Source organism: Acidiferrobacter thiooxydans (assembly GCF_003333315.1).
Lineage (GTDB): Bacteria > Pseudomonadota > Gammaproteobacteria > Acidiferrobacterales > Acidiferrobacteraceae > Acidiferrobacter > Acidiferrobacter thiooxydans.
Genome location: NZ_PSYR01000001.1, coordinates 375,815 through 393,348 on the forward strand (window position 1 = coordinate 375,815; position 17,534 = coordinate 393,348).

Here is a 17,534-nt window from a genome sequence, read left to right on the forward strand (position 1 = left end):
TATAGGGCACGCCGTAAGAGGCGAGGAAGGCATGCAGGGCGCCCCCGCGACCGGTTGTCCGGGGTGCTTTATGGGGCACCTCCTGACATGGGTAACGTCCTTAGCGCTCGCAGTTGCGACGGCGCCCTCGTTGGCCGCGTCATCGATGACGGGCGGTTTGCCCTTGTAGGCGGCCACCGAGGTCGCATCGGTGATCGCGCTCCCGGGTTTCAGGGAAAGCGGCGCCGCGTGTGTCAGACAGAAGTAGCCGAAGAGAGTGGTCCCGAATGTCCGCTCGCGTTGCGCGGCGGTGATCTGTGAGACATCCTCCACGGGGTGTTGTTCGCCGACATGGTTGACGACGATGCCGATGGCCGCGACTGCCTCCGCCGTGTGCCCGATCCCAGAGTCGCCGCGCGCGATCATGGCGGTACGTCCGGCCCATTGGCCGCGCGCCCGGTACCCGCCCTCGGAGTGCGCTGGCATGACGCCTTGATGGCTGGGCATGGTGTCCTCGGGCTGCGGCGGCGACCGGCCTTGCTGATCCATGCGCTTGCCTCCTGTACGAGCGCGCTATTGTGGGGCGTGCGTGCGGTGACGGTCATCGTTACTAGGTCGGAGGGTGTGGGGCACGCCATGGCGGGTGCGCGTGGGACCATCCACCCATGGTGGGCCGTTCGCGAGGCGGGGGTGGCCCGAGCCTTGGAAGGGCGCCACTCAGGGCCGGGTCTTGCACACCGGGCAGTCAGGGTCCCGGCGACGCCGGACGCGACGGCTCTCCAGGGTTGCGTCATCGAACATCCACAGATCGCGCGACAGGGGTGTGGGGATACCGGCCAGTACCTTCATGGCCTCGGCGGCCTGCAAGGTGGCGAGCGCCCCGGCCACCGGCCCCAGGACCCCGCGCTCGGAACAGCTCTCGGCGTCCTCTCCGCCCTCGGGATACAGGCAGCGATAGCAGCCAGCCGCGCTATCCCCCGGATGTACCACGAGCAATTGGCCTGTCATGCGGATCACCGCCGCCGACACCAAGGGGATGGCGGCCTGCGCGCAGGCCTCATTAATCGCAAAGCGCGTGGCGAAATTGTCGGAGGCATCGCACACCAGGTCGACGCGCGCCACCTCGTCTGCCAGGCGTGCGCCCTGCAGGCGCTCCGGGACGAGGCGCAGGCCGCTCGCCCCCAGGCCCGCGAGGGTCTCGTGCGCGGCATCGGTCTTGAGTTGACCGACATGACGGTCGGCGTACAGGATCTGGCGCGGGAGGTTGGAGAGGGTCACGGTGTCGGGATCGGCCAGTACGAGTTCGCCGACCCCGCCGCGCGCCAGATACAAGGCCACCACCGAGCCGAGACCGCCCAGGCCCACGATCAGCACGCGCGCGCGGGCAAGGCGCAAGACCCCCTCGACACCCATTTCCGGCAGGAAGATGTGGGCGCTATGGCGCAGGAGCGCGGCGTCATCCACGCCAAATCCCCCCGGTCACGCGCGCGTGACCCGCATAGTCGGGGTGGGTGACGATGTCCGTGAGGCCTGCGTGTTCAAAGAGTGATCGGACCGGACGGTCCTGCCGGGCGCCGTGCTCGATGAGCAGACGACCGCCGGGGCGCAGGACGCGTACCGCCGCGGGGATCAATGCGGCGATGGCGCGCAGGCCGTCGTCCCCGCCGTCGAGGGCGTCGCGCGGTTCGTATCGCAATCCGTCACCGTTGAGACAGGGATCGGCGCTCTCGATGTAAGGGGGGTTGCTCACCACGAGATCGCAAGAGCAAGCGGCGATCGCGTCGCTCCAGGAGCCGTTCCAGAAGGCCACGTCGAGCCCCAAGGCCGTGGCGTTGGCGCGCGCTATGGCCAGCGCCGCCGGACTTTGATCGCAGGCCGCGACCAGTGCCCGCGGCCGCTCCTTTTTGAGGGCGAGCGCCACTGCCCCCGACCCGGTTCCGACATCGAGATACGTGGCCCCTTCAACGGCCGGCGTATCCAGTGCCCGCTCCACCAGGATCTCGGTCTCGGGTCGCGGCACCAGCACGTCTGGTGTGACGCTAAGGGCAAGCGACCAGAATTCCGCGTGGCCGACGAGGTAGGCAAGTGGCTCACCGAGCGCGCGGCGCGCGATGAGCGCACGCCAGCGCGCCTCGTCCTCGGGGTCCAATCTCTCGGCGGCACTGGCCGCCAGCAGCCGCGCGAGCGGGCGCCGCAGGACATGGCAGCCGAGCGCCCACACCTCCTGCACGGGGCAACATGGCGACTGTCCGGCGGGGCATCCGGGGGTCGGGCGCGCGACCTCTGCCAGGAAGGCGCGCACGGTCGTCATTCGAGGGCGAGCGCGGCGAGCTGTTCGGTCTGGTCCTCGGCGATCAAGGCGTCGATCAGCTCGTCCAGGTCGCCTTCGAGGACGCGCTCCAGGCGGTAGAGGGTGAGATTGATGCGATGATCGGTCACCCGCCCTTGGGGAAAGTTATAGGTGCGTATGCGCTCGGAGCGGTCGCCGCTGCCCACAAGCCGGCGGCGCGTGGCCGCCTCCTGCTCCTGTTTGGCGCGCAACTCCTGTTCACGTAGTCGCGAGGCCAGGATCGACAGCGCCCGCGAGCGGTTCTTGTGTTGCGATCGCTCGTCCTGGCATTCGACGACAAGCCCTGTGGGGAGATGCGTGATGCGAATCGCCGAATCGGTCTTGTTGACATGCTGGCCACCGGCCCCCGAGGCGCGAAAGGTGTCGATCTTGAGGTCCGCCGGGTTGATCGTGATCTCGCGCTCCTCCACCTCGGCCATCACCGCGACCGTACACGCCGAGGTGTGAATGCGCCCCTGCGCCTCGGTGACCGGCACGCGCTGGACCCTGTGTCCCCCCGATTCGAACTTGAGTCGCGAATAGACTGAGGGGCCGGCCAATCGCGCGATGATCTCCTTGTAGCCGCCATGTTCGCCGTCGCTGGCATGGACGATCTCCATGTGCCAGCCCTGGCGCGCCGCATAACCCGCGTACATGCGATACAGGTCGCCCGCGAACAGCGCGGCCTCGTCGCCGCCGGTGCCGGCGCGCACCTCAAGGAAGATGTTGCGTTCGTCATTGGGATCGCGCGGCAACATGAGGCGCTTGAGGTCCGCCTCGCAGGACTCGCGCAAGCGGGCGAGTGCCGCGATCTCCTCGCTCGCCATGGCGCGCACCTCGGGATCGGTATCTTGCAGCAGGGATTGGGCGGCCGCCATCTGCTCCTCGGTCCGGCGCCAGACGGTGAAGCGCTCTACCACGGGGGTGAGTTCGGCGTGTTCGCGCGACAGCCGCCGGAAGCGTTCCTGGTCCTGGGTCACGAGCGGGTCCGAGAGCTCGGCTGTGGTCTCCTCGAGCCGCGATGCCAGACGCTCGAGTTTGGTAGTCAGCGAGGACTGCATCAGGATGCCTTGTCGTCGAGTCGGAACAGGGCGCGGGTTGCGCCGACCAGGTCGAGATCGCTGCCGGTCTTGGCATCCCGCAAGGTCGTGCTCGGGGCGTGCATGAATTTGTTGGTGAGGGCATGGGCGAAGCGCAGCAGCACCTGCTCGGCGGGCTCGCCGCGCTCTAGCGCCCGCCGGGCGCGTTCGAGCTCGGCGTCCCGCAAGGCCTCGGTGGCCGCCCGCAGCGCGCGTACCGTGGGCACCGAATCCAGTGAGCGTACCCAGCGCATGAACTCGATCACCTCGCCCTCGATGATCGTCTCCGCCTGACGAGCGGCCGCCTGGCGGGATTCCATGTTCTCCTCTATGACGCCTTTCAGGTCGTCTATGGTGTACAGATAGACGTCGGACAGTTCGCCGACCTCCGGCTCTATGTCGCGCGGCACGGCGAGATCGACGAGGAACATCGGGCGGTGCTTGCGTGCCTTCAGCGCGCTTTCCACCGCGCCTTTGCCGAGCAGCGGCAGGACACTCGCGGTGCACGAGATCACGATATCGGCGCTCGCCAGATAGTCCGAGAGCTCGAGAAGCGACACCGCCTCGGCCCCGTAGATGCCCCCGAGGCTGCTCGCGCGCTCGACGGTCCGATTGGCCACGATCATGCGCCGGATCCCTTGTTCCTTCAGGTGACGGGCGGCCAGTTCTATCATTTCGCCGGCGCCGATCAACAGCACCGTCTGATGAGACAGATTGTCGAAGATGCGCCGCGCGAGACTCACCGCCGCGTACGCCACCGATACCGCATTGGCGCCGATGGCGGTGTCCGTGCGCACCTGCTTTGCGACCGAGAAGGTGTGCTGGAACAGGCGGTTCAAGAGCTTGCCGGTGGTTCCGGCCTTGTAGGCCGCGGCGAACGCGGTCTTCATCTGGCCCAATATCTGCGGTTCGCCGAGGACCAGGGAGTCGAGGCCGGAGGCCACGCGAAAGGCGTGCGCGACCGCCAGACGCCCATCATGAACATAGAGATACGGACGGACCGTGCGCGGGGTGAGTCTGTGGTAGTGACAAAACCAGTCGATCAGCGATTCCTCGGAGGCGCTGTCTAGACCGCAGTAGAGTTCCGTGCGGTTGCAGGTCGACAGGATCGTGGCCTCGCCGGCCCCAGCCTCGGTCACGGCGCGCAGGGCATCGGGCAGGGTCTGCGGATCAAAGGCCGCCTGCTCGCGGAGTGCGACCGGTGCGGTTTTATGGTTGATGCCCAGTGTTACGAGGTGCATGGTCTTTGGACCGAGACGGAGATCCCCAAATCCGGGCCGCGGCGACGACCTCGAATGTTATAACGGCGACGGCCAGGACCGCCCGTATCGGATGCGAGGCCGCGCCTGTCCATCCGATGACGATCACCGCAATGTCGGCCAACGCCAACAAGATATACCCCAAGGATACCATAAACCCCGGAAAGGCGCGGCCCGCCAGGATCAAGGCAAATGCCGCCCCGGCAGCGAGCAGGGATGCGAGGAACAACTCGCTGTCGGCACCGAGGCCTTGGATCGTCCACAACCCCGCACCGAGCAGGGCGGTGGCCATCAGGGGCTGGACGCGGCCAAGCGGCCAGCGCTCCCGGCCGAGGGCCTCCTGCTGGCTTTCGAGGGCAGCGGCGGTCAGCAAAAGCAGGCTCGCCCTTAAAGTCTCGCTCACCCATGGGCCGAGGCCGATGGCGGCCAGGAGTCGGCGGCTCCCCGCGACGCCAGCGCCGAGAAGCGCCACGACATCAGGGCCGTGATCGAAGAAGTGTGTCCATGCCCCGCTATCCGGGAGGTCGCTTACGGTGGCCACGAGGAAGGCCACTGCACAGGCGGCTTCCACAAGCAGGGTGAGGTAGATCGCCGACAACGGCCGGCGGCTCACGGGGTTGTCCCCGAATGGCGCCAGGGCCGCGGCAAAGGGGAGCGCGCAGGCCAGAAGCGGGAGCGCCATGGCCAGGTGTCCCTGACGCAGTCGCGGAATGACAAGCGGCGGGTGACTCACAAGGGCGGCCACGAACAGACAGACCGTCACCGCCGCGAGTAGCAAGGCCCCGACCGCCCCATAGGCGGGGCGCAATGCCAGGCGGCGCGCGCGCTTTTTCTGGATCAGCATGACCAATAGCAGGCCGTAAAAGAATACCGGTGCAACCGGGGTCAGGCGCTGATAGGGTCCGATGACGATACGCACCGTGCCGTGGAGCGCAAGCGGCGCGGAGAGGCCGATCGCCGAAAACAGCACACCGATGGCCGCGACCAGCAGCAGGCCGCCGGCGAGGTCGGCGCGCCGGGCGAGCAGTAATGGGATCAGGCGGTCGGCGGCGAGATACAAGACGACAAAGGTCAAAAGCGCGCGGCTGCCATGCGCGGCAAGGCCCGCCCACACGAGCGCGAGAATGGCACTTATGAGCAGGCGCGCGATACTGTTGGCGGTCCGCCACGCCGGTGGCGCCTGCAGCCGGCTCTGGGCGAGCGCGCAGGCGGCCCCCACGGTGGTGCCGGACAGGAGGATCGCGAGCAGCGCCGGGCCCCAGCCAAAGCGCAGACCAAAGGCCGCGCCCGCCAGCAGCAATGGGGTTCCGAGGAGGCCTAGGTCATGGAGTCCGGCGACGATCCCCGGGTCTGCCGCGGCGGTCGGCTCTGTACTATAATGGCCCGGGCCTTCCCCAAGCGCGAGCGCGAGCCGGCCCAGGAAGCGGTAGGCCAAGGCCAGGACCGGGATGGCGATCAGGGGGAGTAGAATCAAGTTCATGGCACAAGGTCTCCCGCGGGCTTTCGGAGAGCATAGACGCTCACGGCTGCGACGGGTCCCTATCCTATCAGTGAATGGAGCGTTATGAGGCAGGGTCTGTGGCGGGCGGCGCTCCCGATCTTGGCGCTCGGTGTTTTGGCGGGCTGCGCGACGACCCCCCCGCGTTCCGTGTCCGCTTCGCGGCCCCGTCCGGCGTCGGCTGCGAGCGTACATCCCCCGGGTCGACTCCTGTATCATGTCCTGCTCGGCGACATCGTCGGTCAACAGGGGCACTTGGGGCAGGCCGCGAAGGCCTTCGGGCAGGCCGCGCAAGAGACGCGTGACCCCGGTTTGATCCGGCATTCGGCGCTGCTCTCGCTCTACGCCCGCCGCTATGCCCAGGCCCGGCAGTTGACGGAGTTGTGGCTCGCGCAGGCCCCGCAGAGCGTGAGTGCGCGCGCGGCCCTGGCGGATGCCGATCTCGGTCTGACCCGGATCGCGGCCGCCGAACGGGAGTTTGCGCAGGCCCTGACCCAGGCCGCCGTCCATGAGGGGCCGGAGGGCCGTGCCTTTACCTTCGAGCACATAGCGACCCTGCTCCTGCGCCACAAACGCGCCGCGCTGACCGTGACTGTCATGCGTGCCTTGACCCGGCTCTATCCGAAAGACCCGATCGGCGAATACGCCCTGGCCGAGCTTGCGCGTCACAGCCATGACCGGACGGCGGCGCTGCGCGCCGTGAATGCGGCGCTGACCTTAAAGCCCCATTGGGAAGGCGCCGCGGTCTTGAAGGCGCGCATCCTGTGGACCATCACGCCCCGCCGGGCCTTGGCGTTCTCCGCGCGGTTTTTGCAACGCAACCCGTCGGCGACACGGCTGCGCCTCGATTATGCCCGGCGCCTCGTCTCACTCCAATATTGGCATCGGGCATTGGCGCAGTTTCAGATGATCGCGGCCGCCGCCCCCAACGACCCGCGGGTCCTGTATGCGGCAGGCCTGATTGCCCTACGCTCCCACGAGTTTAGGCTCGCGAGATCCTATCTCAAGCGCAGCCTCGCCCTGGCCCCGAACGATGCGCACGCCAATCTGTATCTGGGTGAGATCGCCGAGACCGAGAAGCGCTATGCACGCGCGCACTATTACTACGCACGCGTCGGTACACCCTACCGCTTTGCGGCCATGATGCGCGATGGCCTCATGCTGCTTGCGCAGTCGGCCCCGCATCTCGCCTGGCAGCGCCTGGCGCGCATAACCGCGCACACCCCGGCCCAGGCTGTGGCGCTGGCGCTGGCGCGCAATGAGGTCTTGATGGTCTTGGGGCAATATGCCAAGGGGCTTGCGGTCGTGAACGCTGCCATGGATCACGCCCCTCACCCCGACGTCCTGCTCTACGCCCGCGCCCTGGATGAGGAGAAGCTCGGTGCGGTGGTTAAGGCCGAACACGATCTGAAGCGGCTGGTGGCCGCCCACCCGCAGAGCGCGACGGCCCTCAATGCCCTCGGCTATACCTATATCGACAATGGTCAACACGAGCAGCGCGGCCTGGCCCTCGTCCGGCGGGCACTGGCGCTTGCCCCCGGAAACCCCGATATCCTGGATAGCGTCGGCTGGGGTTATTATCGCGAAGGGCATCCGAAGACCGCCGTGGGTTATCTTCAGAAGGCCTTCGATCTGTCGCACGATCCCACCATTGCCGCGCACTTGGGCGCCGCGCTGTGGGACTCCGGACACCACGCGCGCGCCTTGCGTCTGTGGCGTGAGGCGCTCACGAAGGCGCCAGGCAATAGCGCCGTTAAGGCCGAGCTCGCCAAGCATCGGGCGTTCTGATGCGGCGATTCGTCGCGGGTCTCCTTGCTATTCTGTTGGCCGGCTGCGCGGTCACGCCCCCGATTGCGGTCCGCCATCCCCAGCGGGTGTGGCGCGCGCACCGCATGCGCATGATGGCGATCCAGCGTTTTCGCGTGTCCGCCCAGGGCGCGGTACGCGCCGGTCACCACGGCGGGTCGCTGGCGCTGCATTGGGTCGTGGGGCCGGCAGCCTATCAGATGACCGGCTACGGGCCCTTTGGGCGCCTCATTTTTCGTTTGCGTGTCGACGCCGCGGGTGCGCGCCTGCGCACCGGGCGCGGCCATTTTAAGGGCACGAGCGCCTCGCGCCTCTTGTGGCGGTTGACGGGCTGGCGCTTGCCGGTGGCGGGTCTGCGGTTTTGGATACGCGGGATTCCGGCGCCCGGACCCGTGGTCCGTCGCCGCCTCGATCGCGCCGGGCTTTTGGCGTCCCTGCGCCAGAACGGTTGGACGATCCGTTATCGCCGCTACCGCCATACGTCCAGGGGTCAGCTGCCGCGCCTTCTGACACTGACGCATGCCGTCACCGTGGGTCCGGGTCCGGTCGTGGTGACGATCCGGATCAATAGGTGGGATGTGACATGAGCCACGAATGGCCGACGGTTTGGCCGGCACCGGCCAAGATTAACCTGTTCCTGCATGTGGTAGGCCGCCGGCCCGACGGCTATCACGAGCTTCAGACCATCTTTCAGTTCATCGATTGGCAGGACGATCTGTGGTTTACGGTCCATGACGATGGCGTGATCGCCCGCGCTCATGATGTGGCCGGCATTGACGCTGATCGAGATCTCACGGTGCGCGCCGCCCGCCGCCTGCAGGAGGCCTCGGGAAGTCGTCTCGGGGCGCGTATCCATATGACCAAACGCCTCCCGATCGGTGGCGGGCTGGGCGGGGGGAGTTCGGACGCCGCCACCACCCTGCTGGCCCTGAATGCCTTGTGGGGCCTGCATTGGTCCCTGGATCGTCTCGCCGAGCTCGGGCTCTCGCTGGGCGCCGACGTGCCGGTGTTCGTGCGCGGGGCGTCGGCCTGGGCGGAGGGGGTGGGCGAGCGGCTGACCGCCGTCGATCTGCCGGAGCCGTGGTATGTAGTGATTGTGCCTGACGCCGCGGTCTTGACCGGACCGGTCTTTGCCGGGCTTCATTTGACAGGCTTTCGGCGGCCCATCACAATACGCGACTTCCGTGCCGGGCAGGGAGATAATGACCTCGTGGCGGTCGTGCGTGCGCGCTATGAGGCGGTCGACGAGGCGTGGCGCTGGCTGGAGGCCTACGGGCGCGTACGGATGAGCGGGTCGGGCGCGTCGCTCTTCATAGAGGTGCCGGATCCGCATTACGGGCAAGACGTGGTGGCGGCCTGTCCGTCGCGTTGGCGTGCGTGTGTGACGCGCGGGCGCAATACCCACCCCGTGCATGCACTGCTACGCTCGATGACGCATTGGGGTGTCGCCAAGCGGTAAGGCACCGGATTTTGATTCCGGCATTCCCAGGTTCGAATCCTGGCACCCCAGCCATTTTTATCGGTACGGAACAGTTTTCAGAAGATCCGCGAGGAACCCGTGTCAACAGACAATATGGCGGTCTTCACGGGCAACGCGAATCCGGCGTTGGCCGAATCGTTGGTCCGGCATCTGGGTATCCCAATCGGCAAGGCGCATGTCGGGCGTTTCAGCGATGGCGAGATCCAGGTGGAGATCATGGAGAACGTCCGTGGTAAGGACGTCTTCATCCTTCAGCCCACGTGCGCGCCAAGCAACGACAACCTCATGGAGCTCTTGATCCTGATCGATGCGATCAAGAGGTCGTCGGCGCGCCGCATCACAGCGGTGATTCCGTACTATGGTTATGCCCGCCAGGATCGCAGGCCGCGCACGGCGCGCGTGGCGATCGCCGCGAAACTGGTGGCGGACATGGTGAGCGGTGCCGGCGCGGATCGTGTGCTGACCATGGACCTGCACGCCGATCAGATTCAAGGCTTCTTCAGTATCCCGACCGACAATATCTACGCCGGTCCGGTGCTGCTGGGCGATATCTGGCGCCATAGCTATGACAACCTACTCGTCGTGTCGCCCGACGTCGGGGGTGTGGTACGTGCCCGGGCGCTTGCCAAGCACCTCGATGCCGGGCTTGCGATCATCGACAAGCGCAGGCCCAAGCCCAATGAGGCCAAGGTCATGCATATCATAGGCGAGGTGGAGGGGCGGACCTGCGTTCTGATGGACGATCTCGTGGACACCGCCAACACCCTGTGCGAGGCGGCCACCGCCCTGAAGGCCAACGGCGCGGTGCGGGTCGTGGCCTATTGTACCCACGCGGTCTTGTCTGGGCGCGCCGTAAATCGCATCGAGGGGTCGGTGCTCGATGAGCTCGTGGTGACGGATACCATACCGTTGGGTGCGCAGGCCCGTTCCTGCGTGAAGATCCGGCAGCTGAGCGTAGCTGAGCTGCTCGCGGAGACCATAAGGCGTATCGCGGACGAAGACTCCGTGAGCTCGCTCTTTATGGACTAATCAGTCCGGCCGCGGGACGTCGGTGGGCCTTGGTCGCGGGGCCCCCTTATCGAGGAAGTAGTCATGAGTGGAAAATTCGAGTTGAACGCCGAGATGCGCAGCGCAAAGGGTACGGGTGCGAGCCGCCGCCTGCGCCGCGCCGGCAAGGTGCCGGGGATCCTCTACGGAGCCGGCAAGGACCCGGTCATGTTGTCCTTCGAGCACGATCCGCTGTGGCATAAGACCCGCCATGAGGCATTTTATACATCGATCCTGTCGATCAAGGTCAACGGCGAGGTCATCGACCAGGCGATCTTGCGGGATCTGCACATGCACCCCTACAAGCCGCGCGTGGCGCATGTGGATCTGCAGCGGGTGAGCGCCACCGAGCGCCTGCATCTGCCGGTGCCGCTGCATTTCATCAATCAGGAGACCGCCCCCGGGGTGAAGCTCCAGGGCGGCCTCATCGCGCACCTCATGACCGAGGTGGATGTGTCCTGCCTGCCAAGCCAGCTGCCGGAGTTCCTGACGGTCGATGTCGGCAATCTGCGTGTCGGCGAATCCATCCATCTGAGCAACCTTACGGTACCCGAGGGCGTGACCCTGACGGATCTCGCGCACGGCAACGACCTGGCGATCGTCACCATCACCGTGGTGCGTGAGACGGTCGAGGCCGAAGCGGCCCCGGCCGTGGAGGCGGCGGCCCCGGCCGCGGAGGCCCAGGCCCCCAAGGCGGAAGGGAAGTAGTTTGGGGGAGCCCCTGGCAGCCCTGGTGGGGCTCGGAAATCCGGGACCGGAGTATGATGTCACCCGGCATAACGCCGGGTTCTGGTTCGTGGATCGGGTGGCGCGGGATGCGGGGGCCTCGTGGCGACATGAGGCCAAGCTGTCGGCGTCCGCCTGCCGGGCGAGGGTGGGCGGGGTGGAATTGTGGCTTGTCAAGCCCTCAACCTTCATGAACGCAAGCGGGACGGCGGTCGGCGCCCTGTGTCGATATTACCGTCTGACGCCGGCGCAGGTGCTAGTCGCGCACGACGAGCTCGATCTCGCGCCCGGGATTGCGCGCCTGAAAAAGGGCGGTGGCGCGGGCGGTCATAATGGATTGACGGATATCATCGCCCGTATCGGTACGGATTTCTGGCGGCTGCGCATCGGCATCGGCCGCCCGCCGCCGCGGCGCGACCTCATCCCTTATGTGCTCGGGCGCCCATCCCAAGCGGAATCCGAGGCCATAGAGACCAGTCTCGCGTGCGGGCTCGACGTCTTGCCCCTGATCGCGCAGGGAGAGACGCAGCGGGCGATGAATATTTTGCATACGACTAACGGGGAGACGGCCCATGGGGCTTAAGTGCGGCATCGTGGGTCTCCCCAATGTCGGCAAATCGACGTTGTTCAATGCGCTGACAGCGGCGGCCATTCCTGCGGAAAACTACCCCTTTTGCACCATAGAGCCGAACGTGGGCGTGGTGGCGATCCCCGATCCCCGGCTCAAGGCCCTAGCCGAGATCGCGAAGCCGGAACGCATCGTACCCGCGGTGATGGAGTTCGTGGACATCGCCGGGCTCGTGGCGGGTGCGGCCCAGGGTGAGGGGCTTGGCAACAAGTTCCTCTCGCATATCCGCGAGACCGACGCCATCATCGAGGTGGTGCGCTGTTTCGAGGACGAGAACGTGATCCACGTCGCCGGCCGTGTCGACCCCCTGGCCGATATCGACGTGATCCATACTGAGCTCGCGCTTGCCGATCTCGAGAGCGTCGACCGTGCGCTTGCGCGCGAAAGCAAGGGCGCGCGTGCCGGCAACAAGGAGGACAGTAAGCGCCGCGAACTGCTCACGCGTATCCGCAGTCATCTGAACGAGGGCGGCATGGTGCGGACGCTGTCTTTGACCGACGACGAACGTCTGATGATCCGCGGCTTCTCGCTCCTGACCGCCAAGCCCGTGCTCTATGTCGGGAACGTGAAGGAAGGCGGTTTTACGGGGAACCCGCTGTGGGAGCGGGTAGCCTCCCGTGCCCGCGACGAAGGGGCCCAGGCCCTGGCCATCTGTGCGGCCTTCGAGGCCGAACTCGTGTCGCTCGCCGATGAGGAGCGTCCGGCATTCCTGGCCGAGATCGGTCTAGACGAACCGGGCCTTGACCGTCTCGTACGGGCCGCCTTTGCGCTCTTGGGCCTCGAGACCTTCTTTACCGCCGGGCCCCAGGAGGTCCGCGCGTGGACCATCCGCCAGGGGAGTCTCGCCCCGCAGGCCGCGGGCGTCATCCATACCGACTTCGAGCACGGCTTCATCCGCGCCGAGGTGATAAGCTATGACGACTATGTGCGGTTGCGTGGCGAGCACGGGGCGCGCGAGGCCGGGAAACTGAGACTGGAGGGCCGCGATTATGCGATGCGGGATGGGGATGTCGTGCATTTCCGGTTCAACGTGAGTCGTTAGCGGACAGCGGCCCAGGACTATGGGGGCGGCCGCTTTTCTTGACATCACCTTAGCCTGCCTCCAAAATGCCCAACCTTAAAAATACGGCTATGTAGCTCAGCTGGTTAGAGCGCGGCACTCATAATGCTGAGGTCGGTGGTTCGAGTCCACCCATAGCCACCATATAAAACAAGAACGTAGCAATACCCCTAGCCCGCGTAACGGTATTTTGGGACACTCGGGGATGTGAGCCCAGGGTATGGCCACATTTACTGAGCGTCCCGGTCCCGCCGGCAAGGTCGTTTGGCAAGTCAGGATCCGTCGACGCGGATATCTGCCCCCGTTTACCCCTTCGATACGAAGACCAAGGCCTGTGCATGGGCTACGCATGTTGACACGGTCCTGGATCGCGGAACCTTCGCATCACAGATCGAGACTGCTTCTACCAGGAAGCGCCACAGTGCTCCGCCGGTAATCGCGCAGCGGGGTGACCGGCCCGTGCCGCCGGCCATGAGCACGAAACTCACGCCATAGCCGTCTAGGCTTGGCGGGAGCCGTTCATGGGGAGGCCCCTTGACAAGCGCTCAGGTGCTTACTGTCCCGGGCGCTCATCGGCACGTGTACGGCAAGGGGCCGCGTCCGCGCCGCACGCTTGGCCACGCGACCCGCGGGGCCGACCATGAAGCCCGCCTTTTCCGAGCGCTTACCCAACTTCGTTCCCGGGAGCGCTGCGGATCGCACACTCCGGGGCGATGGGGCGCGGGAACAGAGTCCTGTCTTACCTAGCATGTTAGGGACTCTTCTTGAATTTCCTCACATTTTATCCTTATCGCCGATTCAGCCTAGCAAAAGAACCGATATGGGCGAGACGGATTTTCGATCTGTAGCGGGCTCAAGCGTTGACTTTTTCGACGAAAGGCATACACAATGCGCCAAATTATGACGAATGACATAGACGCGCTGCGCGTTTTGTGCCTTCGCTTGAATACAAGGGGGGCCGCTTACCCCTTTATTTTTGCCCCGCGATCCGATGAACGGCGCGATTGACGGGACCAGCGGACAAAAAAGCTCACAAAAAAAAGGGGGTTGGGGCGTGGCAACGTTGTTGTTTTACGAGCAGGTGATGGCGCTGCATCGCGAAGAGCACAAGCGTCTTCGTCTGCGCCGTCAGGGGTTTGGCTTTGCCCGCCACGTCAATTCGGTGCCGCTTGCCGCGGTCGAGTTGCCGGCTGCGGCCGTTCATTACCCGACCGTGTTCGCGAAGGTTGCCGACGGGCCGCCCGTATTAGCCGCGCTCGTGGGTTTGCGAAACGATGAGAATCTCTTCGTCGAAGGGCCTGATGATCAGTGGGCCGGAAGTTATCTGCCGGCCTTCGTCCGTCGCTATCCGTTCGTATTGGCCGCTCAGGGTGAGGCCTTTATGGTTTGGATCGATCGCGCGTTTGGCGGTTGGGGCGAAGACGAGGGCGAGCCGCTTTTTTTAGAAGACGGTAGCGATAGCGGCTTCTTAAAAGAAACGATAGCCTTTCTGCAGGCATTTCAGGCCGAAATGACCCGCACCCAGGCCTTTGTCCAGCATGTGAGCGAGGCCGGACTTCTCAAAGATATCGCCGTACCCGTGAATACCCCGGGCATCACCCCTTTTATCCTCCAGGGCCTGCAAGTGATTGACGAACAGAAATTTGCGGCGCTCGGTGACGACAAGGTGACGTCGTGGTTTCGGAGCGGGGAGTTGGGATGGATCTATGCGCACTTGGCATCGCTTGCGCAAGTCCCGGCTTTGGGGGCGCGCCTTACGCGTCGCCTCGAGATCGCGGCTCCGGTCGAAAAGCGCGTGGGCCAGAACCTGGCTAAAGAAGGGAGTAAAGAAGGGAGGTCCTAAAAACGACTGTTATACGAAGGCCGATCGAGAGCCTTACCTAAAGACGAATACGGGCGCACCGTCGCGTCGCGCCAAGAATAGGATATAGAGGAAAGGGGGAGGGTATGCAGACTGCAGGCGTGCGGCGGAAGAACCGTCAGGCGATCGTGTGCAATCGGCATAAAGCTCACCGGCGCTCATGGCGGTTACAGCCGATGTTGGCGATCGTACTGAGTGCCATAGGGGCCGGGCGCGCCTGTGCAGCCGGGCTCGCGGCCAATGTGATTACTCCGGATGGACGCACGGCCACCTCTCTTGCGGTACATGGAACGGTTACGGATATCCGCACCGGCACGGTAAGCGGCGACAACGCCTTTAACGCCTTTTCGCGCTTCCAGGTCGCCGCCGGACGCACTGTCAATCTCGACCTTCCCACGGCAGCAATTCTAAATGTAGCAACGACCATCAGCATCCGATAACGTGCGTGTGCTGATGCGAGCGGGGGGCTGGACAAAAGGCACGGTCTGCGGTATAACAGCGCTGGGCCATTGGGCGCGAGCGCGGCGTGACGGATCTTGTTACCGGAAATCCCCTGAGCCTGAACTCCCTGGTGGAGTCGCTCAAGGAGGTCATGCGGGCGGCCCCTGACAAACGGACCGGGAAGAACTGCGTCTATACCATGGAAGATGCGGCGCTGGCGGCCTTTGCCGTGTTCACCACGCAAAGCCCGTCGTTTCTGGCCTATCAGAGGACGATGGAGCAGACCCGTGGCCAAAGCAATGCCCAGACGCTCTTTGGCATGAGCCAGATCCCGACGGACAATTGTGTGCGCACGATGCTCGATCCCGTGGCGCCTTCTCACCTGTTCCCGCTCTTTACGCAGATATTTGAGGCCCTGAACGCCGGCGGTCACATCGATCCCTTTCGGGTGTCCCTCGAGGCCTCTGAAGACGGTCCGGGCGCGCTACTCATCGCCCTGGATGGGACGGCTTATCACTCCTCCCACACCATCCATTGCCCACAATGTACGGTAGCCAAGCATCACAATGGCCAAACCAGCTACTCCCATACCGTGATCACACCAGTGATCGTGGCCCCGACTTTAAGTCGGGTGATCCCCCTGGCGCCCGAGTTTATTGTCCCGCAGGACGGCCACGACAAGCAGGATTGTGAAACCGCCGCCGCCAGCCGCTGGCTTGCGGCCAGCGCCGGCCGCTACCGGGATCAGCACGTCACCGTGCTCGGCGACGACCTCTACAGCCGTCAACCCCTGTGCGAGCAGATCCTGGCGGCGGGGTTACACTTCCTCCTGGTCTGCAAACCGAGCTCGCACCCCACACTGTATGAGGAGGTCGAGGGCCTCGCGCGCGCGGGGGGCGTGACCACCCATGAGATCACGCGCCGCAAGGGTAAGCAGACCTTGACCGACACCTACCGCTTCGCTTCGGAGCTGCCCTTGCGCGCCGGCTTGGATGCGCTGTGTGTCCACTGGCTGGAGCTCACCACCACCGATGCCGGGGGCCAAACGATTTACCACAACGCCTGGGTCACGCGGCACACGATCCACCCAGGGAACGTCGCCGCCCTCGCGGCCGCCGCCCGGGCGCGCTGGGGCATCGAGAACGGCGCCAACAACACCTTAAAGACCAAGGGCTACCACTTCGAACACAACTTCGGGCACGGCAAGAAGCACCTCTCGTCGCTCTTGGCGACCTTGAACCTCCTCGCCTTCCTGCTGCATACCGTGCAGGAGATGACCAGTCACAAATACCGCTTGCTCCGCGCAAGCCTCCCCACCCGTCAGACCTTTTTTGATGATATCCGGGCCTTGACGCGGTATCTGTGCTTCGAGAGCTTCGAGGCCTTGCTCGACTTCATGTTGAAAGGCCTCGAAATCGACGCCCCCGACAGCAGTTGAGGACCATTATGGAGGACATCCGCTTTTGTGGTCAGGTACTCGAGGCGCAGCAACGATCGCTGATCGTGGCCTTGGCGAAGCGCTATGGGGGCTTAAGCCGCCATGAGTTGGCGCAGACGGTGTGCGAACTCCTCGACTGGCACCGCCCCAACGGACACCCGAAGACGATCGAATGCCGGGCACTGCTTGAGCGGATGCAGGAGGCGGGGCTGATTGGTCTCGCCCCGTTGCGGCCCGGGCGTCCGCAAGGCGCTCGCACTACGGTTCCGGCCGGCCCGGACCCACAGTCAGCCCCGCTCGACGCGCCGCTTGCCACCCTGCAGCCGATCCGACTGCAGCGCGTGGAAACACCCGCAGACCGGACGCTCTGGCGCACGTTGATCGAGCGCCATCATCCCCTCGGCCATCGCGTGCCCTTTGGTGCCCATCTCCGCTACCTGATCCAGGCCACATCCAAAAGCCCCACGGTCCTGGGCTGCCTGCAGTTCTCTTCGCCCGCCTGGCGCCTTAAGGGACGCGATCAGTGGATCGGCTGGGACGATGCCACCCGGGCCCGGTGCCTCCAGCAGATTATCTGTAACTCCCGCTTCCTGATCTTGCCCCACGTGCGGGTTCCCAACCTCGCGAGCCACGTGCTGGCGCTCGCGTTACGCACCGTCACCATCGATTGGACGGCCGCCTACGGCGTTAAGCCCCTCCTGGCCGAGACCCTCGTCGATCCGACCCGTTTTACGGGACATTGCTATCTCGCTGCCAACTGGATCGACGTGGGTCTTACCACCGGCCGCGGCCGCGCAGACCGCCAACACACACGCCATGGGGCAAGCCCCAAGCGGATATGGCTCTATCCGCTCGTACCCGACGTCCGGCAGAGACTCACGCAAACCCCGTAGATCGACCGCC

The 17,534-nt window shown here is 65.2% G+C and carries 17 protein-coding genes and 2 tRNA genes; 14 read left to right on the forward strand and 5 right to left on the reverse strand.

Annotated features, from left to right (window positions below; translation table 11 throughout):
* Nucleotides 1–696 precede the first annotated feature (696 nt).
* The 5 genes from C4900_RS01965 to C4900_RS01985 are packed head-to-tail and all read right to left on the reverse strand — an operon-like array spanning nucleotide 697 to nucleotide 6,126.
* Nucleotides 697–1,443, reverse strand: a complete 747-nt coding sequence (locus C4900_RS01965; RefSeq protein ID WP_211306720.1) for a HesA/MoeB/ThiF family protein — start codon at nucleotides 1,441–1,443, stop codon at nucleotides 697–699.
* Nucleotides 1,436–2,290, reverse strand: coding sequence for a peptide chain release factor N(5)-glutamine methyltransferase (prmC, locus tag C4900_RS01970; RefSeq protein WP_114282222.1), 855 nt, complete (start codon nucleotides 2,288–2,290; stop codon nucleotides 1,436–1,438). The genes C4900_RS01965 and prmC overlap by 8 nt, the downstream gene beginning before the upstream one ends.
* Nucleotides 2,287–3,369 (reverse strand): peptide chain release factor 1, encoded by a 1,083-nt coding sequence (prfA, locus tag C4900_RS01975; RefSeq protein ID WP_065971458.1) that lies wholly within the window; start codon nucleotides 3,367–3,369, stop codon nucleotides 2,287–2,289. The genes prmC and prfA overlap by 4 nt, the downstream gene beginning before the upstream one ends.
* Nucleotides 3,369–4,628: a glutamyl-tRNA reductase gene (hemA, locus tag C4900_RS01980; RefSeq protein WP_114282223.1), complete on the reverse strand. Its 1,260-nt coding sequence runs from the start codon at nucleotides 4,626–4,628 to the stop codon at nucleotides 3,369–3,371. Before hemA ends, prfA begins: the two co-directional genes overlap by 1 nt.
* Entirely contained in the window at nucleotides 4,597–6,126 is a 1,530-nt protein-coding gene (locus C4900_RS01985; protein ID WP_114282224.1) for a hypothetical protein, read from the reverse strand. The genes hemA and C4900_RS01985 overlap by 32 nt, the downstream gene beginning before the upstream one ends.
* A gap of 84 nt (nucleotides 6,127–6,210) precedes the next feature.
* Between C4900_RS01985 and C4900_RS01990 the strand changes: the two genes are divergently transcribed.
* The 14 genes from C4900_RS01990 to C4900_RS02050 all read left to right on the forward strand — a co-directional run bounded on the left by C4900_RS01990 (nucleotide 6,211) and on the right by C4900_RS02050 (nucleotide 17,524).
* The gene (locus tag C4900_RS01990) at nucleotides 6,211–7,932 is read left to right on the forward strand and encodes a tetratricopeptide repeat protein (protein WP_114282225.1); all 1,722 of its coding nucleotides are present in this window, start codon (nucleotides 6,211–6,213) and stop codon (nucleotides 7,930–7,932) included.
* Nucleotides 7,932–8,537, forward strand: a complete 606-nt coding sequence (gene lolB / locus C4900_RS01995) for a lipoprotein insertase outer membrane protein LolB (protein ID WP_065971453.1) — start codon at nucleotides 7,932–7,934, stop codon at nucleotides 8,535–8,537. Before C4900_RS01990 ends, lolB begins: the two co-directional genes overlap by 1 nt.
* Complete coding sequence (gene ispE, locus C4900_RS02000) at nucleotides 8,534–9,409, forward strand: 4-(cytidine 5'-diphospho)-2-C-methyl-D-erythritol kinase (RefSeq protein ID WP_083996071.1); 876 nt, start codon at nucleotides 8,534–8,536, stop codon at nucleotides 9,407–9,409. Before lolB ends, ispE begins: the two co-directional genes overlap by 4 nt.
* Nucleotides 9,389–9,463, forward strand: a tRNA-Gln gene (locus C4900_RS02005). Before ispE ends, C4900_RS02005 begins: the two co-directional genes overlap by 21 nt.
* Before the next feature lie 60 nt (nucleotides 9,464–9,523).
* On the forward strand, nucleotides 9,524–10,459 hold the full coding sequence (locus C4900_RS02010; RefSeq protein ID WP_176716001.1) for a ribose-phosphate pyrophosphokinase: 936 nt from the start codon (nucleotides 9,524–9,526) through the stop codon (nucleotides 10,457–10,459).
* 63 nt (nucleotides 10,460–10,522) lie between these two features.
* The gene (locus C4900_RS02015; protein WP_065971451.1) at nucleotides 10,523–11,185 is read left to right on the forward strand and encodes a 50S ribosomal protein L25/general stress protein Ctc; all 663 of its coding nucleotides are present in this window, start codon (nucleotides 10,523–10,525) and stop codon (nucleotides 11,183–11,185) included.
* 1 nt (nucleotide 11,186) lies between these two features.
* Nucleotides 11,187–11,786, forward strand: coding sequence for an aminoacyl-tRNA hydrolase (gene pth, locus C4900_RS02020; RefSeq protein WP_114282226.1), 600 nt, complete (start codon nucleotides 11,187–11,189; stop codon nucleotides 11,784–11,786).
* Nucleotides 11,776–12,873 carry a redox-regulated ATPase YchF gene (gene ychF / locus C4900_RS02025; protein ID WP_065969249.1) on the forward strand — a complete coding sequence of 366 codons (1,098 nt, stop codon included), beginning with the start codon at nucleotides 11,776–11,778 and terminating at the stop codon, nucleotides 12,871–12,873. Before pth ends, ychF begins: the two co-directional genes overlap by 11 nt.
* Nucleotides 12,874–12,958: 85 nt before the next feature.
* Nucleotides 12,959–13,035, forward strand: a tRNA-Met gene (locus tag C4900_RS02030).
* A gap of 405 nt (nucleotides 13,036–13,440) precedes the next feature.
* Nucleotides 13,441–13,638, forward strand: a complete 198-nt coding sequence (locus C4900_RS17095; protein ID WP_411675218.1) for a hypothetical protein — start codon at nucleotides 13,441–13,443, stop codon at nucleotides 13,636–13,638.
* Nucleotides 13,639–13,945: 307 nt separating this feature from the next.
* Complete coding sequence (locus tag C4900_RS02035; RefSeq protein WP_065969263.1) at nucleotides 13,946–14,734, forward strand: SapC family protein; 789 nt, start codon at nucleotides 13,946–13,948, stop codon at nucleotides 14,732–14,734.
* A gap of 104 nt (nucleotides 14,735–14,838) precedes the next feature.
* On the forward strand, nucleotides 14,839–15,192 hold the full coding sequence (locus C4900_RS02040) for a hypothetical protein (RefSeq protein ID WP_170132379.1): 354 nt from the start codon (nucleotides 14,839–14,841) through the stop codon (nucleotides 15,190–15,192).
* A 152-nt stretch (nucleotides 15,193–15,344) separates the two neighbouring features.
* Nucleotides 15,345–16,631, forward strand: a complete 1,287-nt coding sequence (locus C4900_RS02045) for an ISNCY family transposase (protein WP_233431956.1) — start codon at nucleotides 15,345–15,347, stop codon at nucleotides 16,629–16,631.
* Between the two features lie 8 nt (nucleotides 16,632–16,639).
* Nucleotides 16,640–17,524 carry a DUF4338 domain-containing protein gene (locus tag C4900_RS02050; RefSeq protein WP_114282110.1) on the forward strand — a complete coding sequence of 295 codons (885 nt, stop codon included), beginning with the start codon at nucleotides 16,640–16,642 and terminating at the stop codon, nucleotides 17,522–17,524.
* The last annotated feature ends 10 nt before the right edge of the window (nucleotides 17,525–17,534 follow it).

Excerpts from the sequence above, each read along its gene's own strand:
- prmC (WP_114282222.1), bottom strand. The coding sequence starts at position 2,290 with ATGACGACCGTGCGCGCCTTCCTGGCAGAGGTCGCGCGCCCGACCCCC.
- prfA (WP_065971458.1), bottom strand. The coding sequence starts at position 3,369 with ATGCAGTCCTCGCTGACTACCAAACTCGAGCGTCTGGCATCGCGGCTC.
- hemA (WP_114282223.1), bottom strand. The coding sequence starts at position 4,628 with ATGCACCTCGTAACACTGGGCATCAACCATAAAACCGCACCGGTCGCA.
- C4900_RS01985 (WP_114282224.1), bottom strand. The coding sequence starts at position 6,126 with ATGAACTTGATTCTACTCCCCCTGATCGCCATCCCGGTCCTGGCCTTG.
- C4900_RS01990 (WP_114282225.1), top strand. The coding sequence starts at position 6,211 with ATGAGGCAGGGTCTGTGGCGGGCGGCGCTCCCGATCTTGGCGCTCGGT.
- lolB (WP_065971453.1), top strand. The coding sequence starts at position 7,932 with ATGCGGCGATTCGTCGCGGGTCTCCTTGCTATTCTGTTGGCCGGCTGC.
- ispE (WP_083996071.1), top strand. The coding sequence starts at position 8,534 with ATGAGCCACGAATGGCCGACGGTTTGGCCGGCACCGGCCAAGATTAAC.
- C4900_RS02010 (WP_176716001.1), top strand. The coding sequence starts at position 9,524 with ATGGCGGTCTTCACGGGCAACGCGAATCCGGCGTTGGCCGAATCGTTG.
- C4900_RS02015 (WP_065971451.1), top strand. The coding sequence starts at position 10,523 with ATGAGTGGAAAATTCGAGTTGAACGCCGAGATGCGCAGCGCAAAGGGT.
- ychF (WP_065969249.1), top strand. The coding sequence starts at position 11,776 with ATGGGGCTTAAGTGCGGCATCGTGGGTCTCCCCAATGTCGGCAAATCG.
- C4900_RS02040 (WP_170132379.1), top strand. The coding sequence starts at position 14,839 with ATGCAGACTGCAGGCGTGCGGCGGAAGAACCGTCAGGCGATCGTGTGC.
- C4900_RS02045 (WP_233431956.1), top strand. The coding sequence starts at position 15,345 with ATGCGGGCGGCCCCTGACAAACGGACCGGGAAGAACTGCGTCTATACC.
- C4900_RS02050 (WP_114282110.1), top strand. The coding sequence starts at position 16,640 with ATGGAGGACATCCGCTTTTGTGGTCAGGTACTCGAGGCGCAGCAACGA.